The organism is Nonomuraea terrae (assembly GCF_004348995.1).
Taxonomy (GTDB): Bacteria; Actinomycetota; Actinomycetes; order Streptosporangiales; family Streptosporangiaceae; genus Nonomuraea; species Nonomuraea terrae.
The window spans coordinates 14333-35527 of sequence record NZ_SMKQ01000059.1 but is presented as its reverse complement, the minus strand read 5'-3'; the positions used below and the strand labels follow the sequence as shown (position 1 = coordinate 35527).

The following is a 21195-nucleotide window of genomic DNA, read 5'->3' as shown; positions in this document are numbered from 1 at the left end:
CTAAAAGTATGGTTCGTTAGCATGTACGACACGTGGCACGAGGTCGGCGACCGGGTCTACGTCCGACGGCACCGGTCGTTCGACATGAACACGGGGCTGGTCGTCGGCGACGACGGACACTGCCTGGTGATCGACACCCGCAGCTCGCACCGGGAGGCGGCCGACCTCATCGAGGCGGTCAGGACCATCACCCCCGGCCCATGGACGGTCGTCAACAGCCACGCCCACTTCGACCACTGCTTCGGCAACGCGCTCTTCCGCCCCGCCGAGATCTGGGGCCACGTCCGGTGCGCCGAGGAGCTGGAGTCGCACGGCGAGCAGCAGCGCGCCAACATGATCGAATACCGCCCCGAGCGGCGTGAGGAGCTGGAAGAGGTCACCATCGTGCCGCCCGACCAGACGTTCGCGGTCACGGCGAGCCTCGACATCGGCGGCCGGATGGTCCACCTGCGTCACTTCGGGCTCGGGCACAGCAGCAACGACGTGGTCGTGCACGTGCCGGACGCGGGCGTGGTGTTCGCCGGTGACCTGGTGGAGGAGGGGGCGCCGCCGGCGTTCGCCGACTCCTACCCGCTGGACTGGCCGGCCACCCTCGCGGCGATGCTGGCCGAGATGCCCGAGGACGTGATCGTGCCGGGCCACGGCGCGGTCGTGGACCGGGCGTACGCGTGGGCGCAGCACGACGAGCTGGCCCTGGTCGCCGACCTGGCCAAACGCGCCCACGTCGAGGGCCTGCGCGACCTGATCGGCCGGTTCCCGTACGCGGAGGACATCTCCCAGCAGGCCATCGTCCGGGCCTTCCGCCAGCTCGACGCCTGACCACCACCGAACCCTCGACAGGGGCGGCGCATCCTCATATAGTGCGTTTTGCAATATAGAAGGAGGCGCTATGGCGAGACGCCACGACCTGGTCGGCCTGACCGTGCTGGCCCTGCTCAGCGTCCGCGCCAGCCACCCCTACGAGCTGCACCGTTTCATCCTCGACACGCACAAGGACTACATCACCGGCCTGCCGCGCAGCCTCTACCACGCGGTCGAACGCCTGGCTGGGGACGAGCTGATCGCCCCCGCCGGCACCGGCCGCGAGGGCCGCAGGCCCGAGCGCACGGTCTACGAGATCACCGACGAGGGCCGCGCGGAACTGCGCGCCCGGCTGCGGCAGCTGCTGGAGAACCCGGACCCCGACCGGCGCGTGTTCGTGGCGGCGGTCTCGCTCATCGGCTGCCTGCCGCTGCCCGAGGCGCAGCGCGCCCTGCGCGCCCGCGCGGCCACGATCGAAGGGCTCGTGGCCGGGATGGAGGCCCACATGCGCGCCCTCGCCGACGAGGGCCTGCCGGCGATCCTCACGCTGGAGGTCGAGGCCGAACGGGCGCTCTGCACGGCCGAGCTCGACTGGATCAGAGGGGTGCTCGACCGCCTCGACAAGGGAGAGCTCGACTGGGAGGTCACGGTCGAGATGTGAAAGGCCGCCGGGGTGCGCCAACACCCCGGCGGCCGCAATCGAACAAGGCGCCTGCCCTGCCCGAACTCGCCTTCACAGGATAGGCGCCGCGACGAAAGGAACGCTGCGCATGTCCGCTGAGATCGTCCGCCTGCTGGAGCGGATGACGGAGACCTGGAACGCCGGCGACGCCGCCGGTTACGCCGGGCTGTTCACCGAGGACGCCGACTACATCACGTTCTTCGGCCTGCACCTGAAGGGCAGGCAGGCCATCGAGGACGCCCACCGTCAGCTGTTCAGGACACCGATCAAGCTGGCGGAGGGCGGCGCGCAGCCGCGGATCAGGCCGCTGGCGGCCGACGTCGCCCTGGTGGTCACCCGCGGCGGCTCCTCCGTGGACGGCGTCCCCGACCCGAGCCGCGACTCCGTGATCACCCTCACCGCCGTACGCGCCCCGGACGGCTGGCGCTTCGCCTCGTTCCAGAACACCCGGGTGAGCCGGCCATGAAACTGATCACGGAGGTCACGGGGGTCGTCGCGGCGCCCGTCGAGCAGGTCTGGCGCGCCCTGGTGAACGGCAATCCGGGCTGGACGGTCGCCGGCGACCACACCATCGCCTACCAGGGCGGCTGGTGGTACCGGGGCGAATGGTCGGTAGAGCCCGACCCCGAGGGCACGCGCGTGGTGCACCGCGTCTACGACGTGGCCCGGTGGATGCGCTGGGGCGTCCCGCTCGCCAACCGCTTCTTCATCGGCTTCGCCGACCGTACGCGCGCGGCGTTCGAGGAGGGACTGACCCGCATCGAGAGGGACATACGCGCCTGAGGACAACGAAGCGCGCCCCCGGTCCGTCGGGGGCGCGCTTCCCAGGCGAAATCACGACATCTTGCGAGATGCCTCATCCGCCTTGGGTGACACGTTGGTCGCCATCCGGTCCGTGGACTCCGTTGTCTGGCCGGTCTTCTCATTGACCCAGCGCGACGCATCAGAGGCGGAGTCCTTCATGTGCTCGGTCCACTGCTGGGCATTACGGCGGTAGAACATGTAGCCCATCGTCCCGACCGCGAGGCCGGTCAGCAGAGCGAACATCGGCCATCGCCGTGACCGTGCGGGGGTGGGATCGATCCTCCTGGCCGCGTCCGTCAGCATCGTGCTGACCTTCGGCGCGACCTCGTGCTCGAACCCGTAAGCCGCGGACTCCAGCCGCGGCGCGGCCCAGTAGCGGGCCTCTTCCAAGCGCTGGGCGGCGGCCGTTCTGGCCTGGTCCGCCATGGGCGCCATTCGATGGCCGGTCTGGACGGCCCGGGTCTTCATGCGACCCATCCACGTGGCCGGAACCTCGATGACCACGCGGCCTCTTCTTTGTGTCAGGGACACGACAACCTCCCCTGTCGTTGGGGCCCCGAGCCTGACCTTCCCTGGACAAGGCGGCTCAATCATGGCGACTCATGGGAGGATGGCCGGGTAGGCCAGAGCGCCATAGTCCTCAAAACACCATATTTCAACCCTGTATATAGAGGGGGGCAGCTGTCTCGTGGCTGAGAAGCTGATCGCAAACCTGCAGACCAATCACGGCACGATCAAGGTCGAGCTCTTTCCCACCAAGGCGCCGAAGACCGTGCGCAACTTCGTCGAACTGGCGGAGGGCACGCGCGAGTGGACGCACCCGGGCACCGGCGAGAAGAGCTCGGGCCGCTACTACGACGGGACGATCTTCCACCGCGTCATCCCCGGCTTCATGATCCAGGGCGGTGACCCGCTCGGCCAGGGCATCGGCGGCCCGGGGTACGAGTTCGACGACGAGATTCACCCCGAGCTCTGGTTCAACCGGCCCTACCTGCTGGCCATGGCCAACGCCGGCATCCGCTTCGGCAAGGGCACCAACGGCTCGCAGTTCTTCATCACGGTCACGCCCACGCCCCACCTCAACGGCAAGCACACCATCTTCGGTGAGGTGGTCGAGGGCCAGGACGTCGTCGACACGATCGCGAAGACGCGCACCGACGGCCGCGACCGCCCGATGGAGGACGTCGTCATCGAGTCGGTCACCATCGACCGCGTCCAGGGCTGACACGCCCCTTCCGGCCCGCCGCGCCCCTGCGCCAGGGGCGTGGCGGGCCGGCGCGCGCGGAACACGCAGCACGCCCCCGTACGCCATAGGCTTCGGTCATGACCAGCCAGCCGCCGAGCCCGCCCCCACAGCCCGCTGAGGCGACGCCGACCTGCTTCCGCCACCCCGACAGGGAGACCTGGGTCCGCTGCCAGCGGTGCGAGCGGCCCATCTGCCCCGACTGCATGCGCGACGCCGCGGTCGGCTTCCAGTGCCCCGAGTGCGTGGCCGAGGGCAACCGCGGCCTGCGCCAGGCCAGGTCCACCTTCGGCGGCAATGTCGTCCGCACGCCCTACGTGACGTACGCCATCCTGGTCATCAACGTGCTGGTCTTCGGCGCGCAATACCTGACGGGCGACCGGGTCAGCGCCGAGCTCGCGATGTGGCCGGCCGGCGTGGCCGCGCTCGACCAGTACTACCGGCTGATCTCCGCCGCGTTCGTGCACGGCGGGGTCTTCCACATCCTGTTCAACTCCTGGGCCCTCTACGTCGTCGGCCCCTACCTCGAACGTGCCTTCGGCCACGTCCGCTACGTGGCCCTCTACCTGATCAGCGCGCTCGGCGGCTCGGTGCTCGGCCTCTGGCTCGATCCGATCACCCAGCCCTCGGTGGGCGCGTCCGGCGCCATCTTCGGCCTGTTCGGCGCGATCTTCGTGGTCGGCCGACGACTCAACCTCGACGTACGCGGCATCGCCGTGCTCATCGTGATCAACCTGGTGATCACCTTCCTCGTGCCGGGCATCAGCTGGACCGGCCACATCGGCGGCCTGGTCGTCGGAGCCGGGCTCGCCGCAGCGCTCGCCTACGCGCCCAAGGCCAACAGGGCCCTGTGGCAGACGCTGGCGATCGCTGGAGCGCTGGCCCTTCTGGTGGTGCTCGTCCTGGTCCGCGTCCCAGCGATTCTCAGCATGCTGAGCTGAGCTTCTTCCCCAGCCTGTGGAAAAGACTGTGGAAAGAACTAACGCCAGCGGGTGGAAAGCACCACACCGAAGATGATGAAAACAAACCCGATGAGCAGGTTCCAGTTCTGGAGGTCGCCGAGAAGGGGCGCCTGCGGGGCGACGTAGTAGATCGAAATCCACAGGATGCCGATGATCCACGACACGACCATCGTGGGGGCGAGCCAGCGCGGGCTGACCTTGACCTGCTGCGACTTCGCCGGCGGGGTGTAGACCGGCTTCTTGCGAACCTTGGACTTGGGCACTGGGTAACTCCTGCTGAGGGCCTGGGCATCCGGATCGTCCACAGGCTCTTCGTTAAGCGTAATTCAAGCGTGGCCCAGGATAGTCGCCACGCGCATGACATGGCGATCCCCGGGTGGCCGCGTACTGCCCGCATACCCTGATCGAATGCGGGTCATGCTGCGGGCCGTGGGGGAGACGAGCATCACCGCGGGCCTGATCCTGATGCTGTTCTGCGCCTACCTGCTCTGGGGCACCGGGTCCTACACCCGGAGCCAGCAGCTGCTGCTGCAGCGGGAGCTGGCGGAGAAGAGGGCGGCCGCCGAGGCCGGGCGCCTGGACCGGATCGAGCTCGGCTCGGCCGTCGCCCTGCTGCGCATCCCCAAGCTGGGCCACGACTACGAGTACGCCGTGGTCGAGGGCGTCGGCACCGAGCAGCTCAAGAAGGGCCCCGGCCACCACCCCGACACCGCCCTGCCCGGCCAGATCGGCAACTTCGTCCTGTCGGGCCACCGCACCACGTACGCGGCGCCGTTCAACGAGATCGACGAGCTCGAACGCGACGACGAGATCATCATCGAGGCCCGCGAGGCCCGCTACACCTACCGCGTGACCTCCCAGGACGTCGTGACCCCCGACGAGGTCGAGGTGCTCGCCCCCGTGCCCGGCAAGCCGGACATCCACCCCATCCGCGCCTTCATCACGTTGCTGACCTGCCACCCCGAGTACTCCGCCGCCGAACGCCTGCTCGTCTACGGCGTGCTCAAGGAGACCGAACCGCGCAAGGAGTGACATGTATCTCTGGATCTGGCGCAAGCTGCCCGGCCGCCCGCCCACCAGGATCCTCACGGCCGCCGTTCTGGTCGCCGCCGTGGGGGCCGTACTGTGGTACGTGGTGTTCCCGCTCCTGGAGCCCGCGGTGACGCTCGACGAGGTGACCCTACGCACATGACCCGCGTGCTGGTCGTGGACAACCACGACAGCTTCGTCCACACGATCGTCCAGTACCTGCGCGAGCTGGGCGCCGACTGCGACGTGCGCCCGCGCGACGACGTGCGCGTGAGCGACGCCGACGGCTTCGACGGCGTCCTCGTCAGCCCCGGCCCCGGCACTCCCGAGGCGGCCGGTGTGAGCGTCCCCCTCGTCCACCACGCCGCCGCGACCGGCCTGCCGCTGCTCGGCGTCTGCCTGGGCCACCAGGCCATCGCCGTCGCGTACGGCGCCACCGTCTCCCGCGCGCCCGAGCTCTTCCACGGGCAGACGAGCGCCGTCGACCACGACGGCAAGAGCGTCTTCGAAGGACTGCCCTCGCCCGTGCGGATGACCCGCTACCACTCACTGGCCGTACGGCCCGAGACGGTGCCCGACGTGCTGGAGGTGACCGCCCGCACCGGCGACGGCGTGGTCATGGGCCTGCGGCACCGCCTGGCCCCCGTCGAGGGCGTCCAGTTCCACCCCGAGTCGGTCCTGTCCGAACACGGACACCGGTTGCTCGGAAATTGGCTGCGACGAATCCTGTAACAAACCTCCCCCCGCGAGCGACGTACAGGTGAGCGTCCCCGCCGTTGCCCCCGAGCGGCGGGGGCGTTCTTTCATTCGCCGTACGAAAAGGGCCGCCCACCCCCTCGCGGGGGCGGGCGGCCCTTTTCGTGCCGGTCAGCGGGTCATCAGAAGCCGTCGCCGATCGGGTTGTCGTCGCTCGGCGGCGTCTCCTCCTCGTCCGGCGGGAAGTCCGGCTGCTGGTCGTCCGGCGGGAAGTCGGGCTCCCCTTCCGTCGGGAAGTCGCTCGTGGGCGGCGGCGCGGTGTCCTCGGGGCCGGTGGACACCACGATGGTGATCGTCGTGCCGGGCTGCTGCGTAGTGCCCTCGGGCGGGTTCTGCTGGATGACCGTGCCCTCGGGCTGGTCGCTCGGCTGCGGCGACACCCGCGTCTTGAAGCCCGCGCCCTTGATCTGGCTGGTGGCGTCCTCGACGGTGAGCCCGACGACGCTCGGCACCTCGCTCAGCTGCTTCGGCACGAAGAGGGTGACCGTGCCGCCCTCCTCGATCTCCTCGCCGGCCTTCGGGTCGGTGGCGATGACCGTGCCCTGGGTCTTGGACGACGTACGCGTCTTGACCGTGCCCTGCAGGCCCGCCTCCTCCAGCTGGGCCATCGCGTCGGCCTGTGGCATGCCGACGAGCCCGTCGGGCACCTCGACCTTCTTGGGGCCGCTGGAGACCACGAGCTTGACCGGATCGCCCTTGGCGACCTTGGTGTTCGCGGCCGGGTCGGTCCGGATGACGATGCCCTTCTCGACCTCGGAGCTCGCCTCCTGCACCACCTGGACGGTGAGGCCGAGGTTCTTCAGCTGCTCCTCGGCGAAGGCGCGCTCCTGCGTCTCGAGCTGCGGGATCGTCACCGCCGTGTCGACAGGGGTGTCCTTGTTGCCGAACACCAGGTAACCGGCCGTGATGAAGCCACCGATGATCAGCAGCGGGATGATGATCCACAGCGCGGTCTTGACGGCGTTGCCGCCACCGCCGCCGGACGCCCGCCGCCGGCCGCCGCGCCCGCCGCCCTCGTCGTCGTACTCGTACGGCGGGACCGCGGTGGTGCGCTGCGTGGCCGGGCCCGTGGGCATCGGGATCTGCGCCGCGTTCATCGTGCGCGTGCCCTGGCCGTAGTTGCCCGTCATCGCCATCGTCTGGGCGTCGACCGGCATGCCGGACATCGCCCGCTGGATGTCGGCGCGCATCTCGCCCGCGTTCTGGTAGCGATGCGCCGGATCCTTGGCCATGGCCTTGAGCACGATGGCGTCGGCCCACGCCGGGATCTCGGGGTCGATCTGGGACGGCGGGATCGGCTCCTCGCGGACGTGCTGGTAGGCGATCGCGACCGGGGAGTCGCCGGTGAACGGCGGCTGGCCGGTCAGCAGCTCGTACAGGACGCAGCCGGTGGAGTAGATGTCGCTGCGCGCGTCGACCCGCTCGCCGCGCGCCTGCTCCGGCGAGAGGTACTGGGCGGTGCCTATCACCTGCGCGGTCTGCGTCATCGTGGCCGCGGAGTCGGCCATCGCGCGCGCGATGCCGAAGTCCATCACCTTGACGTCGCCCGCGCGCGTGATCATCACGTTGGCCGGCTTGATGTCACGGTGCACGATGCCGCCGCGGTGGCTGTAGTCGAGCGCCCGCAGAATGCCGTCGACCAGCTCCACCGCACGCTCGGGCAACAGCCGCCGATCCTGGCGCAGCAGGTCGCGCAGCGTCCGGCCGTCGACGTACTCCATCACGATGTACGGCACGGGGGTGCCGTCGGTGACGTCCTCACCGGTGTCGTAGACCGCGACCACGGCCGGGTGGTTCAGGGAGGCGGCGGACTGCGCCTCACGGCGGAACCGGGCCTGGAAGGTGTGGTCGCGCGCCAGGTCGGAGCGGAGGGTTTTGATCGCGACTATGCGGTCCAGCCGGATGTCTCGGGCGCGATACACCTCGGCCATGCCGCCGCGCCCGACGACACCGTCGAGCTCGTAACGACCTCCGAGTAGCCGAGGCTGAGTCATTTCCTGCACTGTCCCTTACCGTTCATCTTGGGTACCGGCCGCGCGGGGGGCCGCCGGTGTCCATCATCGACCCCATGGCGCATCACGTCTCCTCCTTGGGCGGGTTTGTGTCACCCGGGTCCGGCGAGGCGGTAGGTGTCGGAGTTGTCGGTGTCGTCGTGGGCGTCGGTGTCGGAGTGGGTGTAGGGGTCCGGGTGGGCGGCGCCGGGGTCGGCGTCGGCTTCTTGGTGGGAGTTGCCGACTTGCTTACCGTAGCCGAACGCGAGGGTATAGGCTTCGGCGACTTCACCGGAACCACCGCGGGGCGCCGAGTCCGTGCCCTGGTCTTCGTCGGCCGCACCTGATCGGGCGTCCGCACCACCTTCGACTCCGACGGCTCCGCCACATCGGGCGGCCTGGGCGGCGGCTGCGGGTTCGCGAAGGTGATAGCCGACAGCCCCACCGCCGCCGCGCAGCCCGCCGTGGCCACCAGCGCGAGGGTCCTCGCGCCCCTGCGACGCCGGCCGCCCGCCTGCTGGTGCAGCGTGGTGGCCGGTTCGAGGTTGTCGGTCTCCTGCTCGTCGCCGAGGTCGGGCTCGCGGACCCGGAAACCCCCGGAGCCGGGCTCGCGCCCCAGAAACCCTCCGGAATCGGGCTCGCGCCCCAGAAACCCCCCGGAGCCGGGCTCGCGCCCCAGAACCCCTCCGGAGTCGGGCTCGCGCCCCAGAACCCCGCCGGGGCCGGGCTCTCGGACCCGGAAGCCGCCGGGGTCGGTGAACATGCTGAGGTCGGCGCCCCGTTCGGCCAGCGACTCCCGCAACACGTACGCCCTGCCGGCCACGGCGAGCGCCGTGGGCGGGCGCTGCCCCGGCTCCTTGGCCAGCAGCGCCAGCACGAGCTCGCGCACCGGCCCCGGCACGTCGACGCCCAGAGGCGGCGGCGGCTCGTTGAGGTGCTGCAGCGCGATCGCCACCTGGTTGTCGCCCTGGAACGGCGCCCGCCCCGACAGGCACTCGTACGCCACCACGCCCAGCGAATAGAGGTCGGTGGCGGGGGTGAGCGGAAACCCCTGGGCCTGCTCAGGGCTGACGTACTGCGCGGTGCCGAGGACGGTGCCGGTCTGCGTCACCGGCGCCGCCTCCAAAGCCCGCGCGATGCCGAAGTCGGTCACCTTGATGACGCCGTCGGGCGTCACCAGCAGGTTGCCCGGCTTGATGTCGCGGTGGATGATGCCGGCCGAGTGAGCGGCGTGCAGCGCCTTGGCCGTCTGGTGCACCACGTCGAGCGCCACCTCGGCCCCCAGGGCGCCGTTGCGCGCCAGGATGGCCGACAGCGGCTCGCCGTGCACGAGCTCCATGACGAGGAAGGCGAGGTCTCTCTCCTCGCCGTAGTCGAAGATCTGCGCCACCCCGGGGTCGGCCAGCGCCGCGGTGATGCGCGCCTCGTTGCGGAACCGCTCCAGGAACGTGGGGTCGGCGTGGATGTGGCTGCGCAGGATCTTCACCGCCACCTCGCGCCCGAGCAGCTCGTCCCGGGCGCGCCACACCTCTCCCATACCGCCGGCGGCGATGCGGGAGATCAGAAGGTAGCGGTTACGAAGCCGCATGACCCGGCAGGTTACCTTCACTCACTTGTTCAGCACCGCCTCCATCACGGCCTTCGCGATCGGCGCGGCGGTGTGACCGCCGGTCGCCTCCGCGCCGACGTTGGCCGCACCGGACTCGACGATGACCGCGATGGCCACCTGCGGGTCGTTCGCGGGCGCGAAGGAGATGAACCAGGCGTGCGGAGGCTGTCCGTTGCTGGTCTCCGCGGTGCCCGTCTTGCCCGCTACTTGGACGCCTGGGATCTGCGCCAGGTTGGCAGTGCCGTTGGCGACGACGCTCACCATCATGTCGCGCAGCTTGCCGGCCGTCTCGGAGCTGACGGCCTCCGACAGCTCCTCGGGGTCGGCCTCGTCGATCGTGTCGCCCTTGGCGTCAGTGATCTTGTTGACGAGATACGGCTTCATCACCGTGCCGTCGTTGGCGATGCCCGCGGCGATCATGGCCATCTGCAGCGGCGTCATGCGGTTGTCGCGCTGGCCGATGGAGGCCATGGCCAGGGCGGCGTCGTCGTAGTCGGTGCCGAAGTCGCTCTGCGCCACCGACATCGGCACGCCGATCTGCGTGCCCATGCCGAACTTCTCGGTCTGCTCCTTCAGTGCGTCGAAGCCGACCTCCATGCCGATCTTGCCGAACGGCGTGTTGCAGGACTGCTCAAGCGCGTACACCAGCGTCACCCGGCCGCTGCCGCAGGCCGAGCCGCCGTAGTTGGGCAGGCTGATGGTGGTGTTGGGCAGCGGCAGGTTCTGTGGCGCGTCCACGTTGGTCTGCGGCCCGCGCGAGGAGTCCTCCTCCAGGAACGCCGCCGTCGTCACCACCTTGAACGTCGACCCCGGCGGGTACGTCTGCCCGATCGCCCGGTTGAGCAGCGGCTGGCTCTTGTCCTGCGCCAACTCGTCGTAGCGCGAGAAGACCTCGCTCTTGTTGGTCCCGGACAGCTCGGTCGGGTCGTACGTCGGCAGCGAGACCATCGCGCGGATCGCGCCGTTCCTCGGGTCGAGCGCCAGCACCGCGCCCCGCTTGCCGCTCGCGCGCAGCGCGTCGTAGGCGGCCTTCTGCGCCCGCGGGTCGATCGTGAGATCGACGTTGGCGCCCTTGGTCGGCTCGCCGGTGAACAGGTCGATGCTCCGCCGCAGCAGCAGGTCGGCGCTGGAGCCGTCGAGCAGGTCGTTCTCGGACGCCTCGATCGCGCTCGCGCTCTCGGGCGAGAAGAACCCGGTGACGTGGGCGTAGAGCTTGGCGTCGGGGTACTGCCTGACGAACCTGAAGCTCTTGCTGTCGGTCTCGACGGACTGCGCGACCACCTTGCCGCCCGCCGTGATGCGGCCACGCTCGATGGCGTAACGCTCGAAGAAGTTACGGGTGTTGCGCGCGTCCGTCCGCAGATCCTCCGCCTGCACCGCCTGCTTGATGTTCACGTTGACCATCAGCAGGGCGAACATGGCCAGGCAGGCCACGGCTATGCGCTTCAGAGTGCGATTCATCGCTGGAACACCTGTGTCAGTCCTTCGTTCTGGATCGCTTGTGGCGGGGGACGCCTGGCCGCGTCTGACATGCGTACCAAGAGGGCGATAAGGATCCAGTTAGCCAGCAACGCCGAGCCGCCCTGCGACATGAACGGCGTGACCAGGCCGGTCAGCGGAATGAGGTTCGTCACGCCGCCGACGATGATGAAGACCTGCCAGGCCAGGATGAACGACAGGCCGCCCGCCAGCAGCTTGGAGAACGGGTCGCGGGCCGCGAGCGCGGTGCGCAGGCCCCGCTCGACGATCAGCGCGTAGACCATCAGCAGCGCCATCAGCCCGGTCAGCCCGAGCTCCTCGCCGATCGCGCTGAAGATGAAGTCGGAGAACGCCAGCGGGATCAGCTCGGGGTGCCCCTGGCCGAGCCCCGTGCCGAGAATGCCGCCGGAGCCCAGGGCGAACAGCCCCTGCATGAGCTGCTCGCTGCCGCCGACCCTCCGGAACAGCTCGTCATCCGCGGGGTTGAGGAAGACCTCGAAGCGCTGGTAGACGTGGTCGAAGACCATGCCGGCCAGGATCGCGCCGCCCACGAAGAGCAGGACGCCGATGATGACCCACGAGCTGCGCTGGGTCGCGATGTAGAGCATCGCGATGAACGTGCCGAAGAGCAGCAGCGAGGAGCCCAGGTCCTTCTGCATCACCAGGACGCCGAGGCTGACGCCCCAGATGATGAGCACCGGGCCGAGGTCACGGGCCCGCGGCAGGTCGATGAAGAGCAGCCGGCGGCTGGCGAGCGCGAGCACGTCGCGCTTGGCCACCAGGTAGCCGGCGAAGAAGACGACCAGCGCCAGCTTGGCGAACTCGGCCGGCTGGATCTGGGCCGCCTGCACGCCCGGGACGCCGATCCAGATGCGGGCGCCGTTGAGCTCACGACCGATGAACGGGATCAACGGCGAGACCAGCAGGAACAGCCCCACCGCGCCGGCGGTGTAGGTCAGCCGCTGCAGGGCGCGGTGGTCGCGCAGGAAGATCAGCGTGAGGCTGAACAGCACGATGCCGACGAGCGTCCACAGCAGCTGGTTGTTGGGAGAGGACAGCCTGCCGGTTCCGGAGTCGGACTCCGACAGCCGATAGATCATCACCAGGCCGAGCCCGTTGACCACCGTCACCAGCGGCAGGATCAGCGGATCCGCCCACGGCGCGAACTTCGCCAGCACGAGGTAGGCGGCCAGCATCAGCCCGCCCAGGCTCAGCCCGTACGTCAGCATGCCCGACGGGATCTGGCCGTCGATCGCCAGCCCCACGTTGGCGTAGGCGCCCATGACGATGGCCACCGCGAGCGCGAGCATGAGCAGCTGGGCCCCGCGCCGCTTGGCCGGCATCGGGACGGGGGAGACAGCGACTTCGCTCATCTACTGCTGCTGTTTCGTCTTCGTGGCGGAAGCGGACGCCGAGGGCGTGGGTGACGCGTCCGGCTCCGCGGCGGTCTCTGCTTCGTCGGGCTCATCCTGGAACTTCAAGCTGTTGATCCTTGTCAGCCCTTCGTCGACGGTGGTGACGGGGATGCCGCTCCTGATCAGCGCCTGGTCCGCCTCCGACAGCTGGGAGAGCTGCCTGCCCGTGGGCTCGGAGACCTCGAAGAGCTGGAACGGCCCCACCTCCTTCTTGATCCCCTGGAACACGACCACCTCGTCGCCCCTAGCACCGACGAAGAACTGGTCCTGCGTCCACTGGTATCCAAAGTAACCGCCGGCGCCGATGCCGACGATGCCGATTCCGAGCACGGTGACCAGGACGGGCCACAGGCGACGACGCTTGACCGGCCGCCGGGACGTCTTGGCGACCGGCTCGTCCAGGTCATCGTCGTCGTCGGTGAGCACCGGCTGGGGTGCGGTCACCGCGCTTGCTCGCCCCGGCTGGGTCTCCTGCGGGTTTCCGTGCAGCCGGGCCATGCCCGCGGCGCCGACGACGGCGGCCTCGGCGGGCACCTGCTGCCCATCACTGATCTCCAGGACGTCGGCCAGCACGCAGGTGATGTTGTCGGGACCGCCACCTCGGTTCGCCAGGTCGATGAGCTGGCGGACCACCTCTTCCGGATCGTCGATGTTGGTCAGCGTGGCGTGCAGCGTCTCCGCGCTCACCACGCCCGACAATCCGTCGGAGCACAGCAGGTAGCGGTCCCCCACCTGCGCCTCGCGCAGCGTCAGGTCGGGATCGACCTCACCGCTGCCGTCGAGCGCGCGCAGCAGGATCGAACGCTGCGGATGCGTGGCGGCTTCTTCCGGCGTGATGCGCCCGTCGTCGACGAGCTGCTGCACCAGCGTGTGGTCATGGGTTATCTGGTAGAGCTCCCCGCGCCTGAGCAGGTAGGCGCGCGAGTCGCCGACGTGCACCAGGGCGACCTGGGTGCCGTTCCAGAGCATGGCCGTGAGAGTCGTGCCCATGCCTTTGAGGCTGGGATCCCGCCCCACCATTTCGTGCAGCCTGCGGTTGGCGTCGCGTACCGCTGCCTCGATGGCGTTGAGCAGGTCACCCCCCTGTTGGGCCTCTTCCAGAGAGGCCATGGCGGCGATGGCGACAGAGCTCGCCACCTCGCCGTGTGCGTGCCCGCCCATGCCGTCGGCGACGGCGAGCAGGCGGCCGCTAGCGTACGCCGAGTCCTCGTTTCCTTCGCGGAGGAGGCCGACGTCCGAGCGGGCGGCGTAGCGGAGTGCGATGGTCATTTGCGCAATTCAATGACTGTCTTGCCGACGCGGATCGGAACACCGAGCGGCACCGGGGTCGGGCGGGTGACTTTCGAGCGGTCGAGATACGTGCCGTTGGTCGAACCGAGATCTTCCACGATCCACTGACCGTCCTGGGGAAAGAGCCGGGCATGCCGGCTGGAAGCGTAGTCGTCCGTGACTACCAGCGTGGCGTCGTTGGCCCGGCCTATGGTGATGGGCTGCTCCGTGAGGTTAATGGTGGTGCCCTGCAGAGGGCCACCGGTAACGATGAGCTGGCGTGGCTCGCCCTTCTTGCTCTTGGGCTTGGCCACGGGTTTGGCGGGTTTCCCCGTTTTGCGGGCACCCGCCGCGGGAGCCGTGCGTGAGCCGAACAAGTCAGTCCGGATCACGCCGACTGCGGCAATGACGAAAAACCACAGCACCGCCAGGAAAGCGAGCCGGATCAGCAGCAGCGTGAGCTCGGACATGGACCGTTTGTCTACCCCTAATCGCGCCGGAACACCAGAGTCGTGCGTCCCAGAGTCACTCGCGTGCCGTTCTGGAGCTCGATCCTGCGTACCGGCTGGCCATTGACGAAAGTGCCGTTCGTGGATCCGAGATCGACCAGGGCCACCGTCTGGCCCTCGACGCGCAGCTCCGCATGGTGCCGCGAGACTCCCGGATCGACGAGACGAAGATCGCAGTCGGTGCCCCTGCCGAGCAAGGTCACCGGAGTGGTGAGCTCGTAGGAGCGGTCGCCCTGCGGATCGTCCTGAGTGGAGACGAGCAGCCGCGGCCGCCCGTTGAAAGCGTTAGGCCTCGACGGTGGCAGGTCGCTCGCCGGCTGGCGGATCTCGTCCTGCTCGACCGTCGCGCCGCGGATGACCCCCGACCGGATGCGGAACAAGCCCACAGCCAGGTCGCCGGCCGTCTCGAAGCGAACCCGGACCGGTCCCACGAAGGAGTAGCCCTGTTCCTTGGCGTACTCCCTGGCGAGGTTGGCCAGTTCGTGGCTGATGCTGTCGGCGTAGACCTCGAGCCTCTCGCTGTCGGTCGTGGACAGCTCGACCACGAAGTCGTTGGGCACGAGCGTGCGACCCTGAGCCACGATTGCCGCACGCTCATCCATCTCCCGCTGAACCGCGCTGGCGACCTCGACCGGCTGAAGGTCAGATTTGAACGCCCGCGCAAAGGCCCCCTCAACCAAGCCTTCGAGCCTTCGCTCGAAGCGCTGAAGGACTCCCACCGGGTACCTCCCTTCCTCCGTGCATATGATCGCGGCCCCCAGACGCGTCCGGCGCCCGGTTTCCGCTCGTTCCACGTAACGGTCTCCCTGGCGCTCGTCGGCGGTCGCGCCCAGCTCCTCCGCTCCCGTGTCTTATGCGATCGTATCCGGGTTCAGTACCACTGGCTGTTCCGTGCTAGTCTTCTTTCCGCACCCACAAGGGCGGGTGGCGGAACGGCAGACGCGCACGGTTCAGGTCCGTGTGTCCGAAAGGACGTGAGGGTTCAAATCCCTCCTCGCCCACTCGGTGACTGGGGATCCTTGGTCGCAAACCTTTCAGGTTTGCTCCCTCGGGTCCCCTCGTCATTTCTCCCGGGGGATGACCCCCGGACCCCCAGGGGGACGCTGCGCTCCCGGGGGCGAAGCCCCCGGACCCCCGTCACAACCGGGTTTCGGTTGCTCGCCGTACGTCCGGTTGTTCGCCGTATGTCGGTTGCTCGTCGTGCGTGCGGTTGTTCTGCCGTGTGTGCGGTTGTTCGCCGGACGGCGGTGTCCCTTGGTCCTGCTCTTGTGCTGGTCGTGCTCTGGGTCGTCGTACGTCCCTGTTGCAGACCCACAGTGGCGAAGTGTGGGGGCCGGCGCAAGGGGAGGCTCCTTCTTTCGGGGAGTTCTTGTGCTGGGGTAGGGCCTTTGGAGGGTAGGCCCGGATGGTTGCAAGGTGCTTTATGGTGACTTGCGTACCTTCCGGGCCTGTGTTTTGCCTCACACTTATGCGGCCCTCGTGTCGAGGAGCTCGCCCACCAGATCTGTGAGACTCACCATGCCGATGACCGTGCCGTCCTGATTGGTCACCAGGGCCAGGTGGGATCTCGCCTCCTGGAGGGCCGTCACCGCCTCAGGGACCTGCGTGGTGCAGGCGAGGCTGGGAATGGGGCGGGCGAAGTCGCGGGCCTTGCCTGTGGGCGCCAGGAGGGCCTCGCGGGCGTGCAGGACTCCCTCGACACCTCGTGGGCCTTCCACCAGGAGTCGCAGATGTCTGCTGGTCGCCGCCGTTGACCTGATCTGGGCTGCGTCGGCTGTGGAGGGGACCTTCACGGCTTGCGCTATGGGGATCATGAGGCGTTCGATGCCCTCGTCGTCGAGGCGCAGGGCTCTGGTCAGCAGGTCGTGTTCCTCGCGGTCCAGCAGGCCCATCCGCCCCGATTCGCCGACCAGCATCGCGAGCTGGCGCGGTGTGCGGGTCGTCGCCAGCTCGTCTCTGGGCTGGACGCCGAACAGGCGCAGGATGAGGTTCGTCAGGGTGTTGAGCGTCGTGAGCAGCGGGCTCATCACCGTGGTGAACGCGCGGAACGGGAACGTCAGGATCAGCGCCGCCCGCTCCGGGTGGGTGAGCGCCCACGACTTCGGGGCCATCTCGCCCACCACCATGTGCAGGAACGTCACCAGCGCCAGCGAGAACGCCAGCGCGATGGGCAGCCGCATGGCCTCGGGGATCCCGGCTGCGGCGAAGACCGGCTCCAGGTAGTGCTCGATCGCCGGCTCGGTCACCTGGCCCAGGCCGAGCGTGCACAGGGTGATGCCCAGCTGGGCGCCCGCGAGCATGAGCGACAGCTTGCGGCCGCCGCCCACCGCCGACTTGGCGGCCAGCCTCACCATGCGGTTGCCGCCGGTGGCCATCTCCTCCAGGCGGTGGCGCCGTGAGGAGACGAAGGCGAACTCGGCGGCCACGAACAGCGCGTTGAAGAGCAGCAGCGCGACGCTGAGGATGATCAGGCTCATCGGCGCGCCTCCGCGTGCTGCTGGACCGGGGCCACCCGCACCCACTCGGGAACGCGGCGGTTGAGCGACATGACCGTGAGCTGCGCCATGTGCTCCTCCTCGTCCTCGGCGAACGGGTCGGAGTCGGGGGCGAGCGGCACGGTCACCGTGTCACCCGGGTTGGGCATGCGGCCGAGCCTGGCCAGGACGAGACCGGCGAGGGTGTCGTAGTCGTCGCTCTCCGGCAACGCCACACCCGTCGCGCGTTCGACCTCGTCGAGCCGGAGCCGGGCCGGGACCTCCCAGACGCCGCCGGGGTGCTCCACCGCGCCGGCCGGCTCGGGGTCGTTCTCGTCGACCAGCTCGCCGACCAGCTCCTCGGCCAGGTCCTCGATGGTGATGACGCCGGCCAGGCCGCCGTACTCGTCGATGACGCAGGCGATGTCGTCCTTGGCGACCCGCATGCGGTCGAGGACCGCCGGGAGCGGGACAGAGTCGGGCACCAGCAGGGCGGGGCGGGTGACGGCGCTGATCGGGCCGCGGTCCACGCCGGCCGCGAGCAGCTCCCGCACGCCCGTGACGCCCGCCACGTCGCCGTCGTCCCGGAGCACCGGGAAACGGGAGTGGCCGCACTCGCGCATGGCGTCGAGCAGGTCGGAGACGGTCTGGGAGTCGCGCAGGGTCACGACGCGCGGGCGGGGGACCATGATCTCCTCCGCCGTGCGGTCGCCGAACTCCAGGGCGCGTTCGAGCAGCTCGGAGAGCTTCGGCGGCAGCTCGCCCGCCCGGCTGGACTCCGCGATGATGCGCGAGAGCTCCTCGGGCGTGGCGCCGTGCTCCACCTCCTCGACCGGCTCGATGCCGACGAGCCGCAGCAGCCCGGAGGCGGCGGAGTCGAACATCCGGATGACCGGGCCGGCGATGGCGAGGTAGAGCAGCGTCGAGCCGGCCAGGAACTTGGCGACCCGCTCGGGCCTGGCGATGCCGAGGTTCTTCGGGGCCAGCTCGCCGAGCACCATCTGCACCACGGTCGCCACGAACACGCCGATGGCCACGGACAGCCCCGTGATCACGGAGCCGGGCAGCCCCATGTCGGTCAGCCAGGGGCGTACGAGTACGGCGATGGCGGGCTCGGCCAGGAAACCGACCAGCAGGGCCGTGACGGTGATGCCGAGCTGTGCGCCGGAGAGCATGAACGAGAGGCGGGAGGTCACCCGCAGGGCCTTCTCCGCGGCGGCGTCACCGGCGGCGGCCTGCTCGCGCAGGATCCCGCGGTCGGCGGCGACGAAGGCGAATTCCTGGGCGACGAAGTAGCCCGTCGCCGCTGTGAGGAGAATAAGGGCCAGCAGCCCGAGATAGGCGCTCACCGCAGTGAGCCCTCAGAGGAACCCGTGCCTGAGCACGGGCAAAGACTCCACGGGTCCGGAGCGGACACGATCATCCCTTCGATAGAGGTTGTCCATAACCGTAACGACGGGGGTGGCCTCTATGTTTCCGGGGTCACAGTCCGCCCGTTCCGCGTACTTTTCCGTGGCAAAACCTTGGCCGAGCGTCTTCACTGCTGGGGTTTGGACGTAGCGTCTATGACAAAGCGAAGGGGAGAAGGCGAAGTGTCTGAGGACGACCGGACGCGAGCCATGCGCTCGCCGGGCGACGGCCGCCCGCTGCCACCGCGGCCCGGCGACGGCCTGCGTTCGGGGGGTGCGCCCGCGCACCGGACGCCGTCGGGAGGGCCGGGGGCGCCCACGCACAAGCTCCCCGCCGCCTCCCAGGTCCCCGAGCCGCCGCCGGGCGAGCCGTCGCGCGCCCGATCGCGCGTGTACGGCAAGCAGCGCTCGGGCAGTGGGCCCGTCAAACCGCTCAGAGGGCGGCGGGACGAGCCGAGGGAGCCCCGGGGGCCGCGTAAGCGCGTGTCGGGCGGAACCATCGTGAAGATCATCGCCGGGCTGCTGGTGGTGCTGCTCGTGGCCGCGGTGGGCATGTTCTTCTGGATCGACTCCAGGCTGGCGGGCATCGACGGCGTGCTCGACGACTACGAGGGCCGTCCGGCCGACACGCCGGGCACCAACTGGCTGCTCGTCGGCTCCGACAGCCGCAAGGGCCTGACGGCCGCGCAGCGCAGGAAGCTGGCCACCGGCCGGGCCGCCGGCCAGCGCACCGACTCGATGATGTTGCTGCACATCCCCGAGGGCAGTGACCGGCCGACGCTGGTCAGCCTGCCGCGCGACTCGGCCGTCACCATCCCGGGCCGCGGGCGCGACAAGCTCAACTCCGCCTACGCCATCGGCGGCCCGCAGCTGCTGGTCCGCACCGTCGAGACGGTCACCGGGGTGCACGTCGACAACTACATGGAGATCGGCTTCGCCGGCTTCGTGGACATCGTGGACGCCATCGGCGGCGTCGAGATCAACGTACGGGCCGCCGTCAACGACCCCAAGGCCGGTCTGAAGCTCAAGAAGGGCACGCAGGAGCTCACCGGCGCCCAGGCCCTCGGCTACGTGCGCACCCGCAAGGGCGGCGCGCTGCCCGACTTCGAACGCACCAAGCGGCAGCGGCAGTTCCTCGGCGCGGTCGTGAAGAAGGCCGCCAGCCCGGGGGTGCTGCTCAACCCGTTCACCTCGATCCCGCTGGCCATGAGCGCCACGGACGCCGTCGAGGTCGACTCCGGCACGGGGGCGTTCAACATGCTCTCGCTGGGGCTCGCGATGGGCGACAGCCCGGTGACCACGGTGGTGCCGTTCGGGGGCAACGAGGTCATCCCGGGCGGCGGCACGGCGGTCAAGTGGGACCGCACGAAGGCGCTGGCGATCTTCAACGCCCTGAAGGAGGACAAGCCGGTGCCGAAGGACGTTCTCGACGCCACCTGACCGGGGTCGCGCGGCTCCGCGCCGCGCGACCCATCCCCCGTTCAGCTCGCCGCGGTGGTGACGGTGGCGGCCATGACCGCGGTCATGGCCGCGGCGGTGGCGGCGGCGATGGTCTTGGCGACCGCGTCCGCCGCCCAGGCGCCCTCGGCGATCTCCTTGACGCGGGCCTTGTCGGCGCCGGGGAACGCCTTGCGGACGATGCTCGCCGCGTTGGCGACCGAGATGAGCACGGCCGTGCGGGTGTCGGGGGCGGCGCCCGCCAGCACGGCCGATACCCGCTCCCTGACGTCGGCCTCGACACCCGGATGCGCCTCCGGCCAGCGGGTGACGGGGAAGACGCCGAGCACCTTGCCGCGCTCCTCCGACAGCACGCCCGAGGCCGCCAGCCTCGACAGCAGACGCCGGCGCGGTTTGCCCGCCTGCAGCTTCTGCACCCACCAGACCGGGCTCTTCTCCTTCTCCTGCTCGACGATGCGGGACAGCACGGCGTCGAGCTCGTCGTCGCCGACCGGGGACGGGTCTTTCACCGTCACCTTCTTGTTGGACAGCTCCACCCGGTCCCAGACGGCCAGCTCGGCGAGCAGCGCGCCGGCGAGGGCCGGGTCGAGCTGCGCCGTGCTCACGAGGGGTTTGCCCTTGTCCTCGCTGAGGGCGAGCAGGAGGAGCTCTTCCGCGATCGTCACCATCATGCTTCGACATTAACCTCCCAGGCATGACCATTTCGGAGAAGTTGCACGCGATCGGGCGCCCGCTGCTCCAGGCCCAGCTCGACCACCCGACGGTCGCCGGGATCGCCCGCGGCGACCTGCCCGAGCCGGTGTTCCGGTCGTGGCTGGAGCAGGACTACCTGTTCCTATTGGACTACGTGCGGGTGTTCGCGCGGCTGGCCTGGCAGGCGCCGGACGCGCACCTGGGCGACCTGGTGGACCTGGCGCACTCGACGTACCACGACGAGCTCAGCCTGCACCGGAGCATGTCGGCCGAGTTCGGGGCCGACCTGGAGGGTGCGGTGAAGGGGCCGGCGTGCGCGGCGTACACGGGGTTCCTGCTGGAGTCGGCGGCGTCGTACGGAGAGGGGCTCGCGGCGCTGTATCCGTGCATGTGGGGATATTCGAACCTGGGGCGGATCCTGGCGGAGAACCCGCCCGCCGAGCCGCGCTACCGCGCCTGGGTGGACACGTACGCCGACCCGGGGTTCGCGGCGCTGGCCGCGCGGATCGGGCAGATGATCGACGAGGCCGCCCCCGACCCTCGGCGGGCGCAGGCGCTGTTCGCGGAGGGGATGGCGCACGAGCTCGCGTTCTGGGACGTGCCCCGGTAACG

The 21195-nt window shown here is 69.6% G+C and carries 23 protein-coding genes and 1 tRNA gene; 12 read left to right on the top strand and 12 right to left on the bottom strand.

From position 1 onward, the window contains the following. Positions 1–21 precede the first annotated feature (21 nt). The 4 genes from E1286_RS20485 (at position 22) to E1286_RS20470 (ending at position 2266) form a co-directional block, all read left to right on the top strand. Positions 22–819 carry an MBL fold metallo-hydrolase gene (locus E1286_RS20485; protein WP_165969815.1) on the top strand — a complete coding sequence of 266 codons (798 nt, stop codon included), beginning with the start codon at positions 22–24 and terminating at the stop codon, positions 817–819. Between the two features lie 70 nt (positions 820–889). Next, positions 890–1462: a PadR family transcriptional regulator gene (locus tag E1286_RS20480; protein WP_132614869.1), complete on the top strand. Its 573-nt coding sequence runs from the start codon at positions 890–892 to the stop codon at positions 1460–1462. Between the two features lie 109 nt (positions 1463–1571). Continuing rightward, positions 1572–1949, top strand: coding sequence for an SgcJ/EcaC family oxidoreductase (locus E1286_RS20475; protein WP_132614867.1), 378 nt, complete (start codon positions 1572–1574; stop codon positions 1947–1949). Beyond that, positions 1946–2266, top strand: coding sequence for a hypothetical protein (locus tag E1286_RS20470; protein ID WP_132614865.1), 321 nt, complete (start codon positions 1946–1948; stop codon positions 2264–2266). Before E1286_RS20475 ends, E1286_RS20470 begins: the two co-directional genes overlap by 4 nt. 51 nt (positions 2267–2317) lie before the next feature. Here the strand turns inward: E1286_RS20470 and E1286_RS20465 are convergent, their stop codons facing one another. Further along, positions 2318–2755 carry a hypothetical protein gene (locus E1286_RS20465; RefSeq protein ID WP_132614863.1) on the bottom strand — a complete coding sequence of 146 codons (438 nt, stop codon included), beginning with the start codon at positions 2753–2755 and terminating at the stop codon, positions 2318–2320. Between the two features lie 220 nt (positions 2756–2975). On the opposite strand from E1286_RS20465, the gene E1286_RS20460 reads away from it, so the two are divergent. Both E1286_RS20460 and E1286_RS20455 read left to right on the top strand, forming a co-directional pair. After that, entirely contained in the window at positions 2976–3512 is a 537-nt protein-coding gene (locus tag E1286_RS20460) for a peptidylprolyl isomerase (RefSeq protein ID WP_132614861.1), read from the top strand. A gap of 98 nt (positions 3513–3610) precedes the next feature. After that, entirely contained in the window at positions 3611–4471 is an 861-nt protein-coding gene (locus E1286_RS20455) for a rhomboid family intramembrane serine protease (RefSeq protein WP_132614859.1), read from the top strand. Positions 4472–4509: 38 nt separating this feature from the next. On the opposite strand, the gene E1286_RS20450 is transcribed toward E1286_RS20455, so the two are convergent. Continuing rightward, entirely contained in the window at positions 4510–4755 is a 246-nt protein-coding gene (locus E1286_RS20450; RefSeq protein ID WP_132614857.1) for a cell division protein CrgA, read from the bottom strand. A gap of 145 nt (positions 4756–4900) precedes the next feature. Between E1286_RS20450 and E1286_RS20445 the strand changes: the two genes are divergently transcribed. Genes E1286_RS20445 through E1286_RS20440 form a run of 3 tightly spaced genes read left to right on the top strand, consistent with a single transcriptional unit; the run spans position 4901 to position 6253 of the window. Beyond that, positions 4901–5524: a class E sortase gene (locus E1286_RS20445; protein ID WP_132614855.1), complete on the top strand. Its 624-nt coding sequence runs from the start codon at positions 4901–4903 to the stop codon at positions 5522–5524. Between the two features lies 1 nt (position 5525). Continuing rightward, positions 5526–5684, top strand: a complete 159-nt coding sequence (locus tag E1286_RS47915; protein WP_165969814.1) for a hypothetical protein — start codon at positions 5526–5528, stop codon at positions 5682–5684. Further along, complete coding sequence (locus E1286_RS20440; protein WP_132614853.1) at positions 5681–6253, top strand: anthranilate synthase component II; 573 nt, start codon at positions 5681–5683, stop codon at positions 6251–6253. Before E1286_RS47915 ends, E1286_RS20440 begins: the two co-directional genes overlap by 4 nt. A 146-nt stretch (positions 6254–6399) precedes the next feature. Here the strand turns inward: E1286_RS20440 and pknB are convergent, their stop codons facing one another. The 7 genes from pknB to E1286_RS20405 all read right to left on the bottom strand — a co-directional run bounded on the left by pknB (position 6400) and on the right by E1286_RS20405 (position 15268). Then, entirely contained in the window at positions 6400–8271 is a 1872-nt protein-coding gene (pknB, locus tag E1286_RS20435; RefSeq protein ID WP_132614851.1) for a Stk1 family PASTA domain-containing Ser/Thr kinase, read from the bottom strand. Positions 8272–8353: 82 nt separating this feature from the next. Then, positions 8354–9856 (bottom strand): serine/threonine-protein kinase, encoded by a 1503-nt coding sequence (locus tag E1286_RS20430; protein WP_132614849.1) that lies wholly within the window; start codon positions 9854–9856, stop codon positions 8354–8356. A gap of 21 nt (positions 9857–9877) precedes the next feature. Next, a complete protein-coding gene (locus E1286_RS20425) occupies positions 9878–11338 on the bottom strand; it encodes a peptidoglycan D,D-transpeptidase FtsI family protein (RefSeq protein WP_132614847.1) in 1461 nt (486 codons plus the stop codon). Beyond that, on the bottom strand, positions 11335–12729 hold the full coding sequence (locus E1286_RS20420; RefSeq protein WP_132614845.1) for an FtsW/RodA/SpoVE family cell cycle protein: 1395 nt from the start codon (positions 12727–12729) through the stop codon (positions 11335–11337). The genes E1286_RS20425 and E1286_RS20420 overlap by 4 nt, the downstream gene beginning before the upstream one ends. Continuing rightward, on the bottom strand, positions 12730–14040 hold the full coding sequence (locus tag E1286_RS51315) for a Stp1/IreP family PP2C-type Ser/Thr phosphatase (RefSeq protein ID WP_132614843.1): 1311 nt from the start codon (positions 14038–14040) through the stop codon (positions 12730–12732). Continuing rightward, positions 14037–14510 carry an FHA domain-containing protein FhaB/FipA gene (locus E1286_RS20410; RefSeq protein WP_132614841.1) on the bottom strand — a complete coding sequence of 158 codons (474 nt, stop codon included), beginning with the start codon at positions 14508–14510 and terminating at the stop codon, positions 14037–14039. Before E1286_RS20410 ends, E1286_RS51315 begins: the two co-directional genes overlap by 4 nt. Before the next feature lie 17 nt (positions 14511–14527). Beyond that, on the bottom strand, positions 14528–15268 hold the full coding sequence (locus E1286_RS20405) for an FHA domain-containing protein (protein ID WP_091081864.1): 741 nt from the start codon (positions 15266–15268) through the stop codon (positions 14528–14530). A gap of 199 nt (positions 15269–15467) precedes the next feature. On the opposite strand from E1286_RS20405, the gene E1286_RS20400 reads away from it, so the two are divergent. Next, positions 15468–15550 (top strand) — tRNA-Leu (locus E1286_RS20400). Positions 15551–16015: 465 nt separating this feature from the next. Here the strand turns inward: E1286_RS20400 and E1286_RS20395 are convergent. Both E1286_RS20395 and E1286_RS20390 read right to left on the bottom strand, forming a co-directional pair. Beyond that, positions 16016–17026 carry a hemolysin family protein gene (locus tag E1286_RS20395; protein ID WP_132614839.1) on the bottom strand — a complete coding sequence of 337 codons (1011 nt, stop codon included), beginning with the start codon at positions 17024–17026 and terminating at the stop codon, positions 16016–16018. Continuing rightward, complete coding sequence (locus E1286_RS20390) at positions 17023–18372, bottom strand: hemolysin family protein (protein ID WP_132614837.1); 1350 nt, start codon at positions 18370–18372, stop codon at positions 17023–17025. Before E1286_RS20390 ends, E1286_RS20395 begins: the two co-directional genes overlap by 4 nt. A 243-nt stretch (positions 18373–18615) precedes the next feature. Here E1286_RS20390 and E1286_RS20385 point away from each other — a divergent pair, with 243 nt between their 5' ends. Continuing rightward, a complete protein-coding gene (locus E1286_RS20385; RefSeq protein ID WP_246075001.1) occupies positions 18616–19872 on the top strand; it encodes an LCP family protein in 1257 nt (418 codons plus the stop codon). Between the two features lie 41 nt (positions 19873–19913). Here E1286_RS20385 and E1286_RS20380 read toward each other — a convergent pair whose 3' ends face one another. Further along, entirely contained in the window at positions 19914–20561 is a 648-nt protein-coding gene (locus E1286_RS20380) for a GOLPH3/VPS74 family protein (RefSeq protein ID WP_132614835.1), read from the bottom strand. 23 nt (positions 20562–20584) lie between these two features. Here E1286_RS20380 and E1286_RS20375 point away from each other — a divergent pair, with 23 nt between their 5' ends. Further along, complete coding sequence (locus E1286_RS20375; protein ID WP_132614833.1) at positions 20585–21193, top strand: TenA family protein; 609 nt, start codon at positions 20585–20587, stop codon at positions 21191–21193. Positions 21194–21195: the final 2 nt, after the last annotated feature.

What these genes read in the sequence shown, in the direction of transcription:
- pknB (WP_132614851.1), bottom strand. Translation starts at nt 8,271, where the DNA reads ATGACTCAGCCTCGGCTACTCGGAGGTCGTTACGAGCTCGACGGTGTC.
- E1286_RS20410 (WP_132614841.1), bottom strand. Translation starts at nt 14,510, where the DNA reads ATGTCCGAGCTCACGCTGCTGCTGATCCGGCTCGCTTTCCTGGCGGTG.
- E1286_RS20430 (WP_132614849.1), bottom strand. Translation starts at nt 9,856, where the DNA reads ATGCGGCTTCGTAACCGCTACCTTCTGATCTCCCGCATCGCCGCCGGC.
- E1286_RS20470 (WP_132614865.1), top strand. Translation starts at nt 1,946, where the DNA reads ATGAAACTGATCACGGAGGTCACGGGGGTCGTCGCGGCGCCCGTCGAG.
- E1286_RS20440 (WP_132614853.1), top strand. Translation starts at nt 5,681, where the DNA reads ATGACCCGCGTGCTGGTCGTGGACAACCACGACAGCTTCGTCCACACG.
- E1286_RS47915 (WP_165969814.1), top strand. Translation starts at nt 5,526, where the DNA reads ATGTATCTCTGGATCTGGCGCAAGCTGCCCGGCCGCCCGCCCACCAGG.
- E1286_RS20425 (WP_132614847.1), bottom strand. Translation starts at nt 11,338, where the DNA reads ATGAATCGCACTCTGAAGCGCATAGCCGTGGCCTGCCTGGCCATGTTC.
- E1286_RS20395 (WP_132614839.1), bottom strand. Translation starts at nt 17,026, where the DNA reads ATGAGCCTGATCATCCTCAGCGTCGCGCTGCTGCTCTTCAACGCGCTG.
- E1286_RS20465 (WP_132614863.1), bottom strand. Translation starts at nt 2,755, where the DNA reads ATGAAGACCCGGGCCGTCCAGACCGGCCATCGAATGGCGCCCATGGCG.
- E1286_RS51315 (WP_132614843.1), bottom strand. Translation starts at nt 14,040, where the DNA reads ATGACCATCGCACTCCGCTACGCCGCCCGCTCGGACGTCGGCCTCCTC.
- E1286_RS20480 (WP_132614869.1), top strand. Translation starts at nt 890, where the DNA reads ATGGCGAGACGCCACGACCTGGTCGGCCTGACCGTGCTGGCCCTGCTC.
- E1286_RS20445 (WP_132614855.1), top strand. Translation starts at nt 4,901, where the DNA reads ATGCGGGTCATGCTGCGGGCCGTGGGGGAGACGAGCATCACCGCGGGC.
- E1286_RS20375 (WP_132614833.1), top strand. Translation starts at nt 20,585, where the DNA reads ATGACCATTTCGGAGAAGTTGCACGCGATCGGGCGCCCGCTGCTCCAG.
- E1286_RS20420 (WP_132614845.1), bottom strand. Translation starts at nt 12,729, where the DNA reads ATGAGCGAAGTCGCTGTCTCCCCCGTCCCGATGCCGGCCAAGCGGCGC.
- E1286_RS20455 (WP_132614859.1), top strand. Translation starts at nt 3,611, where the DNA reads ATGACCAGCCAGCCGCCGAGCCCGCCCCCACAGCCCGCTGAGGCGACG.
- E1286_RS20485 (WP_165969815.1), top strand. Translation starts at nt 22, where the DNA reads ATGTACGACACGTGGCACGAGGTCGGCGACCGGGTCTACGTCCGACGG.
- E1286_RS20380 (WP_132614835.1), bottom strand. Translation starts at nt 20,561, where the DNA reads ATGATGGTGACGATCGCGGAAGAGCTCCTCCTGCTCGCCCTCAGCGAG.
- E1286_RS20475 (WP_132614867.1), top strand. Translation starts at nt 1,572, where the DNA reads ATGTCCGCTGAGATCGTCCGCCTGCTGGAGCGGATGACGGAGACCTGG.